The sequence below is a fragment of the Serratia nevei genome, from assembly GCF_037948395.1.
GTDB lineage: Bacteria > Pseudomonadota > Gammaproteobacteria > Enterobacterales > Enterobacteriaceae > Serratia > Serratia nevei.
Genome location: NZ_CP149940.1, coordinates 2,557,391 through 2,572,877, shown reverse-complemented (window position 1 = coordinate 2,572,877; position 15,487 = coordinate 2,557,391). Strand labels below are relative to the sequence as shown.

Annotated in this window: 16 protein-coding genes; 10 read left to right on the top strand and 6 right to left on the bottom strand. The window is 59.5% G+C overall.

Annotated features, from left to right (window positions below; translation table 11 throughout):
- Positions 1-382 precede the first annotated feature (382 nt).
- From bla to V8N38_RS12435, 4 genes are all read right to left on the bottom strand, one after another.
- Positions 383-1,240: a class A beta-lactamase gene (bla, locus tag V8N38_RS12450; RefSeq protein ID WP_147839955.1), complete on the bottom strand. Its 858-nt coding sequence runs from the start codon at positions 1,238-1,240 to the stop codon at positions 383-385.
- A gap of 201 nt (positions 1,241-1,441) precedes the next feature.
- Positions 1,442-1,822: a DUF4440 domain-containing protein gene (locus V8N38_RS12445; RefSeq protein ID WP_070914325.1), complete on the bottom strand. Its 381-nt coding sequence runs from the start codon at positions 1,820-1,822 to the stop codon at positions 1,442-1,444.
- An 85-nt stretch (positions 1,823-1,907) separates the two neighbouring features.
- On the bottom strand, positions 1,908-2,420 hold the full coding sequence (locus tag V8N38_RS12440) for a hypothetical protein (protein ID WP_060418879.1): 513 nt from the start codon (positions 2,418-2,420) through the stop codon (positions 1,908-1,910).
- A gap of 39 nt (positions 2,421-2,459) precedes the next feature.
- Positions 2,460-3,470 carry a LacI family DNA-binding transcriptional regulator gene (locus tag V8N38_RS12435; protein ID WP_147839956.1) on the bottom strand — a complete coding sequence of 337 codons (1,011 nt, stop codon included), beginning with the start codon at positions 3,468-3,470 and terminating at the stop codon, positions 2,460-2,462.
- A gap of 317 nt (positions 3,471-3,787) precedes the next feature.
- Between V8N38_RS12435 and V8N38_RS12430 the strand changes: the two genes are divergently transcribed.
- The 3 genes from V8N38_RS12430 to V8N38_RS12420 all read left to right on the top strand — a co-directional run bounded on the left by V8N38_RS12430 (position 3,788) and on the right by V8N38_RS12420 (position 6,906).
- The gene (locus V8N38_RS12430; protein WP_147839957.1) at positions 3,788-4,711 is read left to right on the top strand and encodes a substrate-binding domain-containing protein; all 924 of its coding nucleotides are present in this window, start codon (positions 3,788-3,790) and stop codon (positions 4,709-4,711) included.
- A gap of 67 nt (positions 4,712-4,778) precedes the next feature.
- On the top strand, positions 4,779-5,954 hold the full coding sequence (locus V8N38_RS12425) for a Gfo/Idh/MocA family protein (RefSeq protein WP_147839958.1): 1,176 nt from the start codon (positions 4,779-4,781) through the stop codon (positions 5,952-5,954).
- A gap of 10 nt (positions 5,955-5,964) precedes the next feature.
- Entirely contained in the window at positions 5,965-6,906 is a 942-nt protein-coding gene (locus V8N38_RS12420; protein ID WP_147839959.1) for a sugar phosphate isomerase/epimerase family protein, read from the top strand.
- 36 nt (positions 6,907-6,942) lie between these two features.
- Here V8N38_RS12420 and V8N38_RS12415 read toward each other — a convergent pair whose 3' ends face one another.
- Positions 6,943-7,875 carry an AraC family transcriptional regulator gene (locus tag V8N38_RS12415; protein WP_060418889.1) on the bottom strand — a complete coding sequence of 311 codons (933 nt, stop codon included), beginning with the start codon at positions 7,873-7,875 and terminating at the stop codon, positions 6,943-6,945.
- A gap of 166 nt (positions 7,876-8,041) precedes the next feature.
- On the opposite strand from V8N38_RS12415, the gene V8N38_RS12410 reads away from it, so the two are divergent.
- The 7 genes from V8N38_RS12410 to V8N38_RS12380 all read left to right on the top strand — a co-directional run bounded on the left by V8N38_RS12410 (position 8,042) and on the right by V8N38_RS12380 (position 14,503).
- Positions 8,042-9,064: an MBL fold metallo-hydrolase gene (locus tag V8N38_RS12410; RefSeq protein ID WP_222706166.1), complete on the top strand. Its 1,023-nt coding sequence runs from the start codon at positions 8,042-8,044 to the stop codon at positions 9,062-9,064.
- 32 nt (positions 9,065-9,096) lie between these two features.
- On the top strand, positions 9,097-9,963 hold the full coding sequence (locus tag V8N38_RS12405; RefSeq protein WP_147839960.1) for an oxidoreductase: 867 nt from the start codon (positions 9,097-9,099) through the stop codon (positions 9,961-9,963).
- A 27-nt stretch (positions 9,964-9,990) separates the two neighbouring features.
- Entirely contained in the window at positions 9,991-10,851 is an 861-nt protein-coding gene (locus V8N38_RS12400) for an oxidoreductase (RefSeq protein WP_043147473.1), read from the top strand.
- 156 nt (positions 10,852-11,007) lie between these two features.
- The gene (locus V8N38_RS12395) at positions 11,008-11,472 is read left to right on the top strand and encodes a MarR family winged helix-turn-helix transcriptional regulator (RefSeq protein WP_060439940.1); all 465 of its coding nucleotides are present in this window, start codon (positions 11,008-11,010) and stop codon (positions 11,470-11,472) included.
- The gene (locus V8N38_RS12390) at positions 11,469-13,406 is read left to right on the top strand and encodes an FUSC family protein (protein WP_147839961.1); all 1,938 of its coding nucleotides are present in this window, start codon (positions 11,469-11,471) and stop codon (positions 13,404-13,406) included. The genes V8N38_RS12395 and V8N38_RS12390 overlap by 4 nt, the downstream gene beginning before the upstream one ends.
- 1 nt (position 13,407) lies before the next feature.
- Positions 13,408-13,620, top strand: a complete 213-nt coding sequence (locus V8N38_RS12385; RefSeq protein WP_033648323.1) for a DUF1656 domain-containing protein — start codon at positions 13,408-13,410, stop codon at positions 13,618-13,620.
- 7 nt (positions 13,621-13,627) lie between these two features.
- A complete protein-coding gene (locus V8N38_RS12380) occupies positions 13,628-14,503 on the top strand; it encodes an HlyD family secretion protein (protein ID WP_033648322.1) in 876 nt (291 codons plus the stop codon).
- On the opposite strand, the gene V8N38_RS12375 is transcribed toward V8N38_RS12380, so the two are convergent.
- Entirely contained in the window at positions 14,500-15,420 is a 921-nt protein-coding gene (locus V8N38_RS12375) for a LysR family transcriptional regulator (protein WP_039566122.1), read from the bottom strand. The two genes, V8N38_RS12380 and V8N38_RS12375, sit on opposite strands and share 4 nt — an antisense overlap.
- Positions 15,421-15,487 lie beyond the last annotated feature (67 nt).

The window sequence follows — 15,487 nt, the reverse complement described above, 5'->3', positions numbered from 1 at the left end:
TTGCTGCAGCAAGTGAACAGGCGATCAGACAGTTGGCGTTCAGAGATTTTCTGCGCAAGCATCATGGTATTGCTGAGCAACACAAACACCAGGCAGCAGAAGACCGTCGGCAAAACCCGGCGGCTTATGGCCGGTTGAAAAACGAATTAGTTCAGCGGCATGAGTAGCCGGCGCCGGCATGGTTGGCCGCAGGAGAAAGCCCATGAATCAGGCCTGGACGGCAGAATCCACATATCACCACCAAGGTGCGCATAATGTATATTATGTTAAATTAAACCTGATGAATGCTAACCGCCATAGCATGGAGCTTTCCTGAGTACGTAACTCTCTGCTGCTTATCGGGGCTCTTCCATAGAACCCCTAACCTCTTACTACTATCCTCTTAGTGGCTAAGGTATTCGTCAAATATATGCGAACCTAAAGTACGGATCACCGCTGAGCGTTCATCCAAAGAGGTATCCGCTTTTCTCACATAGATGCTGATGAATACAGGATCATGATTATTTGACCAGACCATCGACGTTATCCCTCTGACACCATAATCACTTGCACCTGACCTATCGGCGATTTTCCATCCTTTAGGAAGAGACGCTCTAAGCATATTATCAGCGACTTTGTTATTGACCATCCATTCTTTCAATTGCGCTTTTGATGCATCGCTGAGAACTTCGCCGGTCAAAATTTTCTTGATACTCTTGCTCATCGCATCAGGAGTCGTTGTATCTCGCAAATCATCCACGGGATTGACCGTCAATTCTGGCTCATATCGGTCAGAGCGAGTAACCGTATCTCCTATAGATCTCATAAATTCGGTCAGAGCTTCTGGTCCTCCACCCGAAAAAATAGCAAAATTAGCTGCTGTATTATCACTGTATTCATTGGCCGCTTTGCAAGCTTGCTCAAGCGTAAATGGCTTGTTCATATAATCTTTAGCAACGGGTGAATAGGTCACAATATTTTTTTCAGTCACTACCATAGAATGATTTAATGAAAGCTTCTTTGCATCAACCTTTGCCAGGACATTGGCACAAGCAATTGATTTAACTGTGCTATCTAAAGGAAAGCGTTGGTTTCCATTTATAGAAATCGTTTTATCATCTGAAGATAGAATTGACAACCCTACCTTCCAGCCCTCTTTTTCGTACTGTTTAATTTGATCTTGTAAAGTCAAAGCAAAAGCAGAGGGTGCCATAGGCATGCTTAATACCAATGTGGCAAATATTGTAAGTCGCAATTTCATAGCAAACCTTTTATAGTCAATGTTTATATAATGAAATTATTCCAGCATAAATATAAGGTTTAATTTATGCAGGGTTTTGTTTTTCCTCATGATTATATTTTATTTTTTATGGTTAACAAATGATGATAATTTTTAGTAGCCTATAGAAAAACTTATAGCGTGAGTTAAATAACTCCATTCGATCAGCTTTTTAAACTCTGCTCAATCCTCTGCCGGCGTACCTTGATGAAAGCGCATCTGCCAACCCGCCTTTTCCGTCAGCAGCCAAATCGATGAGCGTTCAGTGCAACGAACGGCGCGGCCCTGCGCATCACGCTGAAAACTTTTGTACGTCAGCAACACGGCGCCTTCACTGATTTTCGCCAGCTTAAAACCTTCGGCGAAAATTGGCGGATAATCCGTTTCCATCTCCAGCGCCGCAACGGTTTGGCATTTGTCATAACGTAGGCCTGAACGACCAATCTCTTCAAAGTCTTCATGCAACAATGCCGCGACATGTTTCGGATCGCAGCGCGTTGTTGGCTGGTGCAGTTCAACCTCAAGCGCCTGAATTTGGCTAAGCCACTGTGCAAAATGGGTCAAAATGCCCTCCTTTTTGATCGCGCTACGTGAAATCTGGCAAACTTCGGCAGTCAATCTACATCTGAATGACACTCGTGAAACCTGACTATTCCCAGGATTCCTTCTCATAGGGTTTTTGCCAGTTTTTTTCCGTGACGGGCACCAGTTCCCCGTTGAACGTATAGGTACAACAGCGGCATCTCACCGGCACATCTTCTGCGGTGAATGCCGGGTTCACTTTCTGCAGTATCCCGTGCTCATCTATGCATAGCCCGCTGTAATAGCTCGACTCACCACAGCAGACATAGCTCTGCCAGTTTTTACGGTGCAGCGCCACCAGGTAAAAAATAGGTGCTTCTTTATCCAACCGACTAACCGCTTCGCTGTGCACTTCACTCCAGGGTTGGCCCACTTTACTGAGCAAAAATTGAAATAGCGGCGTGTAATCCATGCCATGTTGTATCCGCCCATGCATGCTTTCACGCAGCGGCAACTGCTCATCATCCAGCTGTTTGCTATGCCGTTCCCAGCGGTACTCACCACCGCTGGCTATGGGCCCTCTGGATGTCACGCTTTCTCTTCTATAGAGTTTTTTCTTTCTATCTCGATGTGCTCTCATCAAGCCTCAATAGTGACATTGTCACACAAAAAGAAATCCTTACGCCGGTTTCCCAGCCAAATGCGACCGCCGAACCCGCAACTCTCCGTGCCGCCAGGCGCCGTCTGCCGTGGCGCGATTGTCGATCAGGCGATTCAAAGCCTCCTCGACCAGCCGGTCGATGCGTTGGCTGTAGCTGGTCAGCGCCCAATTGGCTGAGCCGGCTTCATCGATATCGTCGAAACCGACCACGGCCATCGCGGACGACGGCGCCGTTTGCCTGAGCGCTTCGAGCGCCCCCAGCGCCAACACGTCGTTCTCGCAGAACAGCGCCTCAACCCGCTCGCTTTCCGGCGTTGCCTGCAGGTATTCGCTCATCAGCTGGAAACCGCGTTGGCGATCGTAGTGGCCGGCGGTGAGCACCCGATCCAACTGAAAGCCGGCAGCCATCAGTTTGTCGCGGTAGCCTTCCATGCGCAGCAAATGGCTGCTTTGCGTGTCCGGCCCCTTCATGTAGCCAAAGCGCCGATGCCCTTGGTCTATCAGCAACTCAGCGATCTCTTCGCCGGCGCGGTAGCCGTCGATATTGACCACATCAATGTGTTCGTTTTCCGTATTGCGGCACACCTGCACCAGCGGGATCTGATGCAGATCTTGCGCGATCGCCGCCCACTCTTGGGTTAACACCGTCGCCAGGAACAAAATGCCATCGACCTGCAGCTGATCGGCCATCGCCATCACCGCCCGGTAGTTTTCCCCGGCGGTGATGTTCAGCAGCATCGCCATATAGCCGCGGGTTTGCAGCTGTTTGGTGACCATATCGAGCATCATCATCGAATGCGGGTTCTTCATCTCGTCGATGGCCACGCCGATGATGTGCGTGCGTTTTTGCGACAGGCTGCGCGCCAGCAGGTTTGGCCGATAGCCCAACTCGGCCGCCGCCGCCAGTACGCTTTCACGCGCGCTGTCCGAGATCGACGCGCCGGGCGTAAAGGCGCGCGATACCGTCCATTTAGAGACGCCGGCCTTTTCGGCGACGTCGCTGGCGGTGGCTTTGTGGTGTTTTATCATGGTTGCGTCGATCCCGGCTTCGATGAAGTCAAACTATACCCTGCTCGCTCAGATCCCCTAAGCGCCCGTCGGCATTCCTGCTGCAATTATGTCCCGTTTTTGCACCCGATTGCAATTTGTTGTGCAACCGGGTGCAAAAGGTAAAGAGTTTGTGATCGTCCACGCTGTTTTCACCTTTCCCCAGTTGACCGAATTTTATCCATAGCCGACATTCACGGTGGCATTCAGAGACTCATCGCCGTCTTGTCTCTTGTTTTGCACCCGGTTGCAAATACACTGCTTTAACACAACACCTCTCATCTCGACAGGATACCGTAATGAAAAAAACCAGACTGCTGTTGATGTTAGCCTGCTCGCTGTTTGTCGTGACCGCCCAGGCCAAGACCTACCAGGTCGGCGTGGCGCTGGCCAACTTCGATCTCAACTTCGTCTCCATCCTGCGCAGCCAAATGGCACGAGAACTGGCGGCTCAGCAGCTGCAAGGCCAGTTCGTCGATGCCAAGGGCGATGTCGCCCTGCAGGTGCAGCAGGTAGACGATCTGATTAATCAGGGCGTGGACGCCATTATCCTCAACCCGGTCGATACGCAAGGCGTCCAGCCGATGATAACGGCTGCCCAACGCGCCGCGATCCCCCTCATCTTCGTCAACCGCAAGCCCGAAGTGCCGCTTAGCGGCGCGACGGCCTACGTCGGCTCCGATTCGGCGCTCAGCGGCCGCCTGCAGATGGAGGCCCTGGCGAAAAAAATGAATTACCGCGGCAACGTGGCGATCCTGATGGGTGCCCTCTCCAACGAAGAAACCCGCGAACGCACCCGTGCGGTAGAAGCGGTAATCGCCACACACAAAGACATGAAAGTGGTAGAGAAACAGACCGCCAAATGGCAGCGCAATGAAGCGGTCGACGTGGTTTCCGGCTGGTTGCTGAACGGCACGCCGATCGATGCGATCGCCGCCAACAACGATGAGATGGCCATCGGCGCGATCATGGCGCTGAAGCAGGCCAAAAAGAATGGCGTGCTGGTCGCCGGTATCGACGGCACGCCAGACGGCCTGCAATTTATCAAAAGCGGCGACCTGGCGGTGACCATTTTCCAGGATGCCAAAGCCCAGGCGATCGGCGCGGTGCAGGTGACCCGAGCGATGTTGGATCACACTAAAACCGAGCCTTACAACTGGGTGCCTTATGCCACCGTGACGCGAGAAAACTACCCGCAATTTGCACAGATGAACCAGAAATAAACCGTTGCCACTCTCTTTTTCAACCCATTTTGCACCCGAGTGCAAAACCACAGTATCAGGAGTCAGCATGTTAAATGGTGAAAGAAGCATCCCTCGCCCGCTGCGTTGGGCGATGATCGGCGGCGGCCGCCTCAGCCAGGTGGGCTACAAGCACCGTTCCGGCGCACTGCGCGACAACACCGCTTATCGGCTGGTTGCCGGCGCTTTTGATATCGACGCAGCGCGCGGACGTGAGTTTGGCGTCAACCTCGGCGTGCCCGCCGAACGCTGCTATGACAACTATCAACAGCTGCTGGATCAAGAAGCCAACCGCGAAGATGGCGTTGAGGTGGTGACCATCGCCACCCCCAACGGCACCCATTATGCAATCACGCGCGCCGCGCTGAATGCTGGCCTGCATGTCATCTGCGAAAAGCCGCTGTTCTTCACCACGGCGGAGGCGAGAGAAATCAAGGCGCTGGCGGCGGAGAAAGGCCTGATCGTCGGCGTAACTTACGGCTTCTCCGGCCATCCGCTGCTGATGCAGATGCGCGCCATGATTGCGAACGGCGACATCGGCGAAATACGCATGGTCGAATTGCAATACACCCACGGTTTCAATGCCAACGAAAGCGCGGACACGTTCGAGGCGCAAAAGTGGCGCGTCGATCCGAAAATCGCTGGCCCCTCTTTTGTGCTGGGCGACATCTCCACCCATACCTTCTACATCTCGCAGCTGGTGATGCCCGATATGAAGATTGCCTCCCTGCTGTGCGATCGCCAGAGCTTTATTCCTTCTCGCGCCCCGCTGGAAGACAACGCCATGGTGCTGATGCACTACGAAAACGGCGCCGTCGGCCGCATGTGGGCCTCCGCCGTCAATGCGGGCGCGATGGACAGCCAAAGCATCCGCGTGGTGGGCTCGCTCGCCAGCCTGCAGTGGAGCGACGCTGCCCCCGGCGAATTGCGCCATGAGATCCAGGGGCGGCCCAACCAGATCCTGCACCACGGCATGCCCTATCTGGACGACAGCGCCCTGGCCGAAGAGAGGCTCGGTGCGCTGCATACCGAAGGGCTGGCCGAATCCTGGGCCAATATCTACCTCAAGTTCGCCATCGCCATCAGCGCCAGCCAGCGCGGCGATCGGCAGACGCTGGCCACGCTGATCTATCCGGATATCGACGCCGGATTGGAAGGCGTGCGCTGGATTGAAAACTGCGTTCGTTCCGCCGACAACGGCGCCACCTGGGTTAATTACCAATAAGGAAAGCACCATGAAACTTTCATTCTGTACCGACAGCCTGGGTCATTTACCCTTCGAGCAGATGCTGGATCGGCTGCTGGAGCTGGAGGTGCGCGGCGTGGAAATGACCACCGGCGGCTGGTCTCCGGCGCCCCATCTGGATACCGACGATCTGCTGGCTAACCCCGCCAAACGCCGGCAGCTGCAGCAGGCGCTGGCCAGCCGCGGCATGGAGATCGCCGCGCTCAACGTCTCCGGCAATCCGCTCGATCCCGGCGAACTGGGGCAACGCCATCAGCGCCAAACCGACAATACGCTGGAGCTGGCCGGGCTGCTGGGGGTGAAAAAGATCGTTATGATGAGCGGCCTGCCCCCGGCCAGCCCGCATGACGCCATTCCCAACTGGATCACCTATACCGTCAGCTGGCCGCCGACGGTGAAAAACTGTCTGGACTATCAATGGAATGAAGTGGCAATCCCCTATTGGCAGGCGCTGGTCGCTCGGGCCAAAGCGTGCGGCGTCGAGCGCTTTGCGCTGGAAAACTTCAGCGCCATGCTGGTGTGGAACCCGGAAACGCTGTTCCGGCTGCGCGAGGCCGTTGGCCCGATGGTGGGTCTGAACCTCGATCCCAGCCACCTGATCTGGATGGGTGCGGATCCCATCGCGGTGGCCCGCGCCCTCGGCCCCGCCATTCACCATGTGCACGGCAAAGACGTGCGCCTTGAGCGCGGCGTCGTTGAGATTAACGGACTGCTGGAGACCAAACCGATCGACGACGTGGCCCGCCGCGCCTGGAACTATGTCGCCGTCGGCTGCGGCCGGGATCTGCAGTGGTGGAAGGCGTTCTTCTCGGTGGTGCGCATGATGGGCTACAACGACTGGGTGTCGCTGGAAATGGAAGACCTGACCATGTCGGTCGATGCCGGCATCGTTTCCTCCGTTCAGGCGCTGCAGCAGAGCATCAGCCAGTAAAGCCAGGCGCGGCGGTCACGGCCGCTGCGCCCCCTTTCACTCCGGTTCACTCGCCCCGGCCGGCATTTGCCGCCGATACTGCGACGGCGACTGCGCCATCACCCGTTTGAAGGCGGTGCTGAACGCGCTTTCCGAGCCGTATCCCAACGAGTAGGCGATCGACGCGACGTTTTCTTTACCGGCCCGCAGGCGATCTGCCGCCTGCAGCATACGCCAACGCGAGAGGTATTCCATGGCGGTACTGCCAACCAGCCCTTTGAAACGTTGAGCGAATACGGTGCGGGAAATGCCGGCGATGCGGGCCAGCTCTTCCAGCGTCCAGTTGCGCGCCGGCTCGGCGTGCATGGCGGCGATCGCCAGGCTGATCTGGCGGTCGGTCAGCGCCAGAAACCAACCTTTCGGCAGCCCATGGGCCGTTTCGAGGAACTGGCGAAACACCTGCACCAGCATCAAGTGCGCCAGGTGGGTCGACATCAGCGCACCGCCGAGCTGCGGGTGACGCAACTCGTTCGTCCACTGTTCGAGCGTCCAGCGCAAAACGCCCGCCTGGCTCGAGGCTTTGGGGATGTTGATGATCGGCGGCAGCGCATCAAACAGCAGCGCCGCATGCTGGCCGGAAAAACCGAAACGCCCGCTGATCAAAAAGACCTCGCCACCGCCGTTATGCACGGCGATGCCGTCGCGCGTCGCCTCGGCCATGATCTGCTCCCCTCCCTGCGGCGGCAACGCCGGATCGGACGCGACCCTGAAGCGCCGCCGACTGTTCAGCAAAAAGCAGTCCCCTTCGCGGAAATGGATCGGCTGCGTCAGATCGTCGGTCATGCCCCAGCAGGCGCCGCGCATCACCGCCGTGAATTTGATGCCTTCATGAGGGGGAAACTCGAACGACCAGTCCCCGGCGGCGTCGAAACCGGCGTAAAACTGGTTTTGGGGTTGCAGCAGCGACAACACGTCTGACAGCGGGTCCATGATGAAATCCGTACTCTTGATAAACAAACAAGTACTTTAGCGCATGGATCGTCCGTCCCTCAAGGCTTATTCTTGACGACAAGTTTTATCGCGTCGTGCGGGCAAAGGCGACCTGAACCGCGTCGCTGCCCGAATCATCCATTGCTGTGCTGAGGGAATTCTGACTTTGAGCCGTTGTTCCAAATTGCGCCCGACATCGGGCGGCTATGCTTCATCGCCACAATGGCGCGATCGGCGCTTTAACAATCAGCGGCCGCCGGCGCCGGGTGATCTGCCCGAGTCCACCCTGCGCGTGTGGTGGGACGTATTTTTCAACAAACCCAAAGACACGGTGCCGGCGACGCCGGTGCCGATTCAGCGCCTGTCGCGCGCCGAGCTTGAGGCGGCACCCGATCGTAGCCTGTACCGTCTGGGGCATTCCACGGTGTTGCTCAAGCTGCGCGGCCAATGGTGGCTGACCGATCCGGTGTTCTCCGAGCGGGCCTCGCCGCTGCCGTTCGCCGGGCCAAAACGCTTTCACGCGCCGCCGATCGCGATCGAGGAGCTGCCGCCGATCCGCGCCGTGATCCTCTCGCACGATCATTACGACCATCTGGACCGGGCCGCCATTCGGGCGCTGGACGGCAAGGTGGGCCAGTTCGTCGCACCGCTCGGCGTGGGCGATCGCCTGGCGGCCTGGGGCGTGGCGCCGGAAAAAATCCGCCAGTTCGACTGGTGGCAAGGCACGGAAATCGACGGCCTGCGGCTGACGGCTACCCCGGCCCAGCACTTTTCGGGCCGGAGCCTGACCGACGGCAACCGCACGCTGTGGTGTTCCTGGGTGATTGAAGACGATGAGCTGCGGATGTTCTTCAGCGGCGACAGCGGCTATTTCACCGGTTTTGCCGAGATTGGCCGCCGTTTTGGCCCCTTTGACCTGACGCTGATGGAAACCGGCGCCTACGACAAACGCTGGCCCTATGTGCATATGCACCCTCAGCAAACCGTGCAGGCGCATCGGGATTTGCTCGGCCGCTGGCTGCTGCCGATCCATAACGGCACCTTCGATCTGGCGATGCACGCCTGGCAAGACCCGTTCGACCAGGTACTGCGCCATGCCGCTCCCTTTAGCGTGCAGGTCGCGACGCCGATGATCGGCGAACGTGTCGATATCGTTCGGCCGCACCCCGGCAGCCGTTGGTGGCGCTAAGCGCCGTTTTATTTATTCGCAGGAAACCTGAAATGAACAATGACCATAGAGTGTGGCTGATCACCGGCGCCTCATCGGGCCTGGGTAAAGCCCTGGCCGAAGCGGCCATCGCCAACGGCGATCGGGTGGTGGTGACCGCCCGCCGTCTCGACCGCCTGCAGGCGCTGGCTAAGGGCCAGGAAGAGCGCGTGCTGCCTTTGGCGATGGACGTCACGGATGCCGCCGCACGCGATAAGGCGGTCGCCGATACCCTGGCGCGGTTCGGCCGCATCGACGTGCTGGCCAACCTGGCCGGGCGCGGTGTAGCCGGCGCCTGCGAAGAGTTCAGCCTCGAACAGCTGCGCGAGCAGATGGAGCTGAATTTCTTTGCGGCGGCGGAGATGACCCGCGCCGTGCTGCCGCAGATGCGGCGCCAGGGCAGCGGGAACGTGATCACCGTAAGCAGCATCGCCGGTCTGGTGGCAATGAACGCCGCCGGCCCCTATTGCGCGGCGAAATTTGCCCTCGAAGGCTGGACGGAGTCGCTGGCCATCGAGGCCAGGCCGCAGGGGATCCACGTGACCCTGGTCGAGCCCGGCGCCTTCCGCACCGAATTTGCCGGCGACGTGAACATGCGGCCGACGCAGCGCATCGAGGCCTACCGCCCGTCGATTGCACCGTTTGAAACCTACCTGGCGCAGTCCGCCGGCCGACAGATGGGCGATCCCGCCAAAGCGGCGCAGCGCATGCTGGAGTTGGTCACTCTCACGGCCCCGCCGGTGCGCCTGATGCTGGGGCGCGACGCTTACGCCATGTGGGACACCACCCTCGCCAAACGCCAGCAGGAGCTTAACGCCTGGCGCGAACGGGGTGAAGACACCGCCTTTGATGGCGCAGAACTCACTGAAATTCAACTGTAACTCTCCACGATAACGAGGAATCTCGATATGAACAAAACCTGGTTTATTACAGGCGCATCTTCCGGCTTCGGCCAGGCTTTGGCTGAAGCCGTGCTGGCCAAGGGCGACAACGTGGTGCTCACCGCCCGCCGCCTGGCGCCGCTGCAGGCGATCGCCGCCGGCCACGGCGAACGCGCGCTGGCTCTGCAGCTGGACGTGACCGATCCTGCGGCGCGCGCCGCCGCCCTGAAGAAGACCGTCGAAACCTTCGGCCGCCTCGACGTACTGGCCAACATCGCCGGCGCCGGTTCTTACGGGGCGCTGGAAGAGTTCACTTCCGAACAGATCCGCGCCCAGATGGAGCTGAACTTCTTTGCGGCCGCCGAGCTGTCGCGTGAAGTGCTGCCGCAGATGCGCGCTCAACGGTCCGGCCATATTCTCAATCTGACCAGCATCGCCGGCCTGGTGGCCTTCCCCGGCAGTGGTCTGTACAACGCCACCAAGTTCGCGTTGGAAGGGTTTACCGAAGCGCTGCACCACGAGGTCAAGCCGCTGGGGATCCACGTCACGCTGATCGAGCCGGGCGCCTTCCGTACCGGTTTCGCCAGCAGCGCCGCCATGAAAGCCGAACGCGAAATCGCGGCCTATGCGCCACTGGATGCCGGCATGGTGGAGTATTACCGCACGCAGAACGGCAAACAGATGGGCGATCCGGTTAAGGGCGCTCGCGTGATCGTCGATATGGTGGCCAGCGCCACCCCGCCGGTGCGTTTGATGCTCGGTAAGGACGCGTATCAGCTGTGGGACAGCGCGGTAGCCTCCCGCAGCCGCGATCTGGCGCCTTGGCGTGAACGCGGTGAAGATACGGCCTTCCCCGGCGCTGCGATGAACCCCGTTCAGGCGCTGTAATACCCACCTTTCAAACGGGCTGCCTATGTAGCCCGTTTGTTTTATGTGACGTCGTCACGTATGCCTTGCCTTTTGTCTCTGAGTCGAGCGTTCAAAACTAATTGCCAAGGCAACTGTTGCCATTTAACCTATATACACTGTTTGCCGAGGTATCCCATGTCATCGAAAGAAAAATCCCTCTATGCCCTCACCAACGCCCTGCAACCGGTTCGCCGGGTGTGGAAACAGGCTGCGACGCTGGCGATCGCCAAATCCGGCATCTCCATGTCGTTGGCTACCGTCGTGGTTCTGGTACATCGCAATCCGCAGGGCATCAATCAGCGCGACCTGGCGGAAGAAGTCGGCGTCAATCCCGGTGCGCTGGTGCGTCTGTTGGATCAGGCCGCCGCGTTAGGCTTCCTCAAGCGGCAGGAGTCGGCCGGCGATCGTCGGTTTAAAACCCTGCGCATTCTGCCCGCCGGCGCCGAATTGGCCAAAAAGGTCGAAACCGCGGCCGATAAGCTGCGAGTCGAGCTGATGCACGACGTGCCGTTGGAAGATATTGAAACCGCTACGCGCATTCTGCGCCTGTTTGAAGAGCGCGCAGGCCACTATCTGCAACAGGCCGGCAATGAGCCATGAACATCGGTAAACCGCAGCTGCTGTACGCCGCGAAACTGTTTATTTCCGCCATGCTGGCCTTCGCGCTGGCGGAAAGCATCGGCCTGCAAAATCCCTATTGGGCGATGGTGACCTGCTGCGTGCTGAGCAATCCGGTCAGCGGCGCCGTACGCGCCCGCGCCACCTACCGTTTTTGCGGCACGCTGTTCGCCGGCGTGCTGACGCTGGGCCTTTCGGCCTGGCTTAGCAACACGCCGGTGCTGTTGATCGTCGCAGCTGGGCTGTCATCGTCACTGATGCTGGGCCTCTCCTATCTCGATCGCACGCCACGCGCTTACTTTTTCCAGCTGGGCGCCATCACCATGATGCTGGTCGCCATCGCCTACATCAATCACCCGGACACGATGTTCACTATGGTCGTCACGCGGGTGACGGAGATCTGCCTAGGTATTTTGGCGGTGACGCTGGTAGACAGCGTGCTGTTCCCATCGTCGCTGGCGCCGGTGTTGCGCACGCGGCTGAAAGGCTGGCTGGCTGACCTGGCGCGTTGGCAGGAGGACAGCCTCGACGGCAAGGGCAGCGACGCCCAGGCCGACGCGGACCGTATCCGTTTGCTGGGCGACATCGCCTCGTTCAATCAGATGATGACCACCCTTGGCTATGACAGTTCGGTCGATAAGCCCACCCGTCAGGCGGCGATTTCGATACAGCAACGCGTACTGCAAATCGTGCCGCTGCTCTCGGCCATCGGCAGCAGCATCGCCGCACTGCCGGTCGGTCTGCGCCCCCGCCTGCAGCCGTGGCTGAATGAGGTCCGGCGGCAGGCCGTTGAACCCGCACCGCACGCTGCGCCCTCGGTAAGCTTGTTGCCGCCTGCGGCGTCGCTGTCGCCGTGGGAAACGCTGGTCGTCGACGAGCTGGCTGAACAGGTTGAGCAGTGGTTAACGCTGTGGGCCGAGGTACAGCAGTTGAACGCATTCCTGGACGGCGAGCCGCTGCCCGCGGCGCTGCAGGCGCAGATGATGCGCAGCCGCGTCTTCTCGCCGCCGCCGGATATCGGCATGGCGGTGCGCATGTTCGCCGGAATTTTGACGACCTACGCCCTGCTGTGCGGCCTCTGGTATTTCACCGGCTGGGAACAGGGCGCCAATATGGTGCTGATGGGGATCGTGGCCATCGCCTTCTTCGGCGCCGGCGATAATCCCGGCGCCACCATCGCCACTTTTGGCCGCTTCGCCGCTATCGCTATGGCCCTCGGCGCCCTGCTCAGCTATGTGCTGCTGCCACTGGCCGGGGATTACGGCAGTTTCCTGATCGTGATGGGGCTGTTTTTGCTGCCGCTCGGCGTGTGGGCGGCGAGCAACCCGTTGGCGACGTTGGCGATCGCCCTGTCGCTCAGCAACGTCAACTTTCAGGGGCACTATGCGCCGAACAATATGGGGCTGTATCTGGAAAGCACTACCGGCACGCTGATCGGCGTCTATTTCGCATTCCTGTGCGCCGCGCTGTTCCGCCGCTGGGGCACCGATCAGGTGGTGGCGCGGCTGATGCGGCAGGATGCGCAAGAGATGCTGCGCCTCAATCGCCACGTCACGGAGCGCGACTTACAGCGCTATCAGGCCCGCGCGTTGGATCGCATCACCGCGCTGGGTAGCCGCCTGGCCGCCGTTGGGCAAGCCGATCGCAGCCCACAGCTGTTGATGCGCTTAAAAACCGCTATCGACCTGATTCGTCTGCAGCAGGCCGGCGCTCTCAGCCCTGGCGCTTCGCCGAACGCCGGTCTGCCGGCGGCGTTCCGCCAACTTTCTCTGCACGCCGAGGCCCCCTCCGCGCTGCTGGGCCAGATCGACGTCGGTCTGCAACAGGCCTGGCGGCAGAACGATCGGCGCGCGCTGCGGCCGCTTATCCGGCTACGGCTGCTGCACTTCCCCACGGCTTTGCACTGGAATCCCTGACATGATCGGTGAAATCAACATTGACGGCGTGTTCATCTCGCCCTTGCTGCTGTGCCTGGTGTGCGCATTCTTCTCGCGCATGGCGCTTTCCTGGACGCTCAGCGCGGTAGGCGTCTATCGCTGGGTCGCGCAGCGCCCACTGTTCGACACCGCCCTGTTTCTTATTCTGGCCGGGCTGTTTTTCCACGGCCTGAAATGGCTTACCACCCCCTGAGGACCCCATGTTTCGTGAACGTACCCTTGTTCTGCTGCGCCCCGCGCTGACCCTGATTGCCGTTTTGATCGCGGCAGGCGTGCTGTGGCAGCTTTATCTCTATTACACCTATGCCCCGCAAACGCGCGACGGCAAGATCCGCGCCGACGTGGTGCCGCTGGCCACGGATGTTTCCGGCAAGGTGGACGCCGTGCACATTCACGACAACCAGGTGGTGCATAAAGGGCAGCTGCTGCTCAGCCTGGACAAAGTACGGCTGCGCAATGCGCTGGATCAGGCCGAGGCCGCCGTGGAACGCGCCAACGTCCAGTTGGCGTCATCCCAGCGCGAAAACCGGCGCTATCAGGCGCTGCAGTCGGCTATTTCACAGCAGGAACGCGACAATCGCCGCGATGCCCAATCGCTGGCAAAGGCCAATCTGGATCAGGCCCTGGCGGATCGGGCGCTGGCGCGCATCAACCTGCAGCGCGCCGATCTCTATGCGCCGGTGGATGGCGTGATCACCAACTTCTCCCTGCGCCCCGGCGCTTACGCGACCGCCGGTCAGCCGATCATGGCGTTGGTGGATTCCAACAGTTTCTACATCGCCGGATACTTCGAAGAGACCAAGCTGGGCCGCATCCAGAACGGTGACAAGGTGGTGATCCGCATCATGGGGGAACGGCAGCCGCTCTATGGCCACGTCGACGGGCTTTCCGCCGGCATCAACGACAGCGAGCGCACCACCGCCGCCGGCAATCTGCTCGCCAACGTCAACCCGACATTCAGCTGGATCCGTCTGGCGCAGCGCATCCCGGTGCGCATCGCGATCGACACCATTCCCCACGGCGTCGAGCTGATCGCCGGCCGCACGGCGACGGTCAGTTTAAGCGAAACTCATTAAGCCTGTCCCTCCGGCGTCAAACCGGCGATCAGCGCCTGAAGCAAGGCGCTGACTTTCGGCTGCGCCCGGCGGCTTTTCAGCCAGACCACGTTGATCGGCAGGCCGTCGGTCGCCAGATGCGGCAACACCTCGGCCAACGCCCCCTCCTCTAGCTGCCGTTTGACCAGCCAGGTCGGTAACTGAGCGATGCCGTGCCCCGCCAGCACCGCCGTCAGTTGCCCCTCCGCATCGCCAATGGCCACCCGCGGCGTCAGCGTTCTTCGCTCTACCGGCTGGGCACCGCTTCCCGAGAAATGCCAGGGCGTCTGCATGCCGTCGTTTTCCTGATACAGCACGCAGTGATGATGCGCCAATTCAGCGGCGGTGGTGGGTTCACCCTGTCGCTTCAGGTATCCGGGCGCGGCGCAGAAGATATGCCGCTGCTTACCAAGGTAGTGATGCCCCAGCGTATTTGGCCACACATCCGAACCGCCGATACGCACCAGGATATCGATGCCTTCACTGACCGGATCGGCGAAGCGGTCCGTAAACGTGATATGCGGCACCAGCAACGGGTGATCCTCAATACATCGCAAGATCACCGGCAGCGCATGCAAACGGCCAAAGGAAGCGGGAAGATCGATGCGCACCCTGCCGCGCGGCTCGGCGCTTTCCGCCTGCATCGCCAGTTCGGCCTCTTCCAGCTCGGCCAACACGCCGGTACAGGTGCGATAAAATTGGGTGCCGGCGTCGGTCAGCGCCAGCCGCCGCGTGGTGCGCTGGAACAGCTTCGTCTGTAATCGGCTTTCCAGCCGGGCGATCCCTTTGCTGACGGCAGAAGCGGTCAGGTTCAGGCGTTCCGCCGCCAGCGTAAAGCTGCCCATATCGGCCACGCAAACAAACAGACCGATCCCTTTAAGACGTTCGGAAGAAAACATTCCCCTGCCTTATTGATGAATTTAGTTCCCGCAACTCGGTAATTTATAGCGCAAATCATGATTTTTA

Coding starts and splice junctions, on each gene's coding strand:
- bla (WP_147839955.1), bottom strand. CDS start 1,240: ATGAAATTGCGACTTACAATATTTGCCACATTGGTATTAAGCATGCCT.
- V8N38_RS12440 (WP_060418879.1), bottom strand. CDS start 2,420: ATGAGAGCACATCGAGATAGAAAGAAAAAACTCTATAGAAGAGAAAGC.
- V8N38_RS12435 (WP_147839956.1), bottom strand. CDS start 3,470: ATGATAAAACACCACAAAGCCACCGCCAGCGACGTCGCCGAAAAGGCC.
- V8N38_RS12430 (WP_147839957.1), top strand. CDS start 3,788: ATGAAAAAAACCAGACTGCTGTTGATGTTAGCCTGCTCGCTGTTTGTC.
- V8N38_RS12425 (WP_147839958.1), top strand. CDS start 4,779: ATGTTAAATGGTGAAAGAAGCATCCCTCGCCCGCTGCGTTGGGCGATG.
- V8N38_RS12420 (WP_147839959.1), top strand. CDS start 5,965: ATGAAACTTTCATTCTGTACCGACAGCCTGGGTCATTTACCCTTCGAG.
- V8N38_RS12415 (WP_060418889.1), bottom strand. CDS start 7,875: ATGGACCCGCTGTCAGACGTGTTGTCGCTGCTGCAACCCCAAAACCAG.
- V8N38_RS12405 (WP_147839960.1), top strand. CDS start 9,097: ATGAACAATGACCATAGAGTGTGGCTGATCACCGGCGCCTCATCGGGC.
- V8N38_RS12400 (WP_043147473.1), top strand. CDS start 9,991: ATGAACAAAACCTGGTTTATTACAGGCGCATCTTCCGGCTTCGGCCAG.
- V8N38_RS12395 (WP_060439940.1), top strand. CDS start 11,008: ATGTCATCGAAAGAAAAATCCCTCTATGCCCTCACCAACGCCCTGCAA.
- V8N38_RS12390 (WP_147839961.1), top strand. CDS start 11,469: ATGAACATCGGTAAACCGCAGCTGCTGTACGCCGCGAAACTGTTTATT.
- V8N38_RS12385 (WP_033648323.1), top strand. CDS start 13,408: ATGATCGGTGAAATCAACATTGACGGCGTGTTCATCTCGCCCTTGCTG.
- V8N38_RS12380 (WP_033648322.1), top strand. CDS start 13,628: ATGTTTCGTGAACGTACCCTTGTTCTGCTGCGCCCCGCGCTGACCCTG.
- V8N38_RS12375 (WP_039566122.1), bottom strand. CDS start 15,420: ATGTTTTCTTCCGAACGTCTTAAAGGGATCGGTCTGTTTGTTTGCGTG.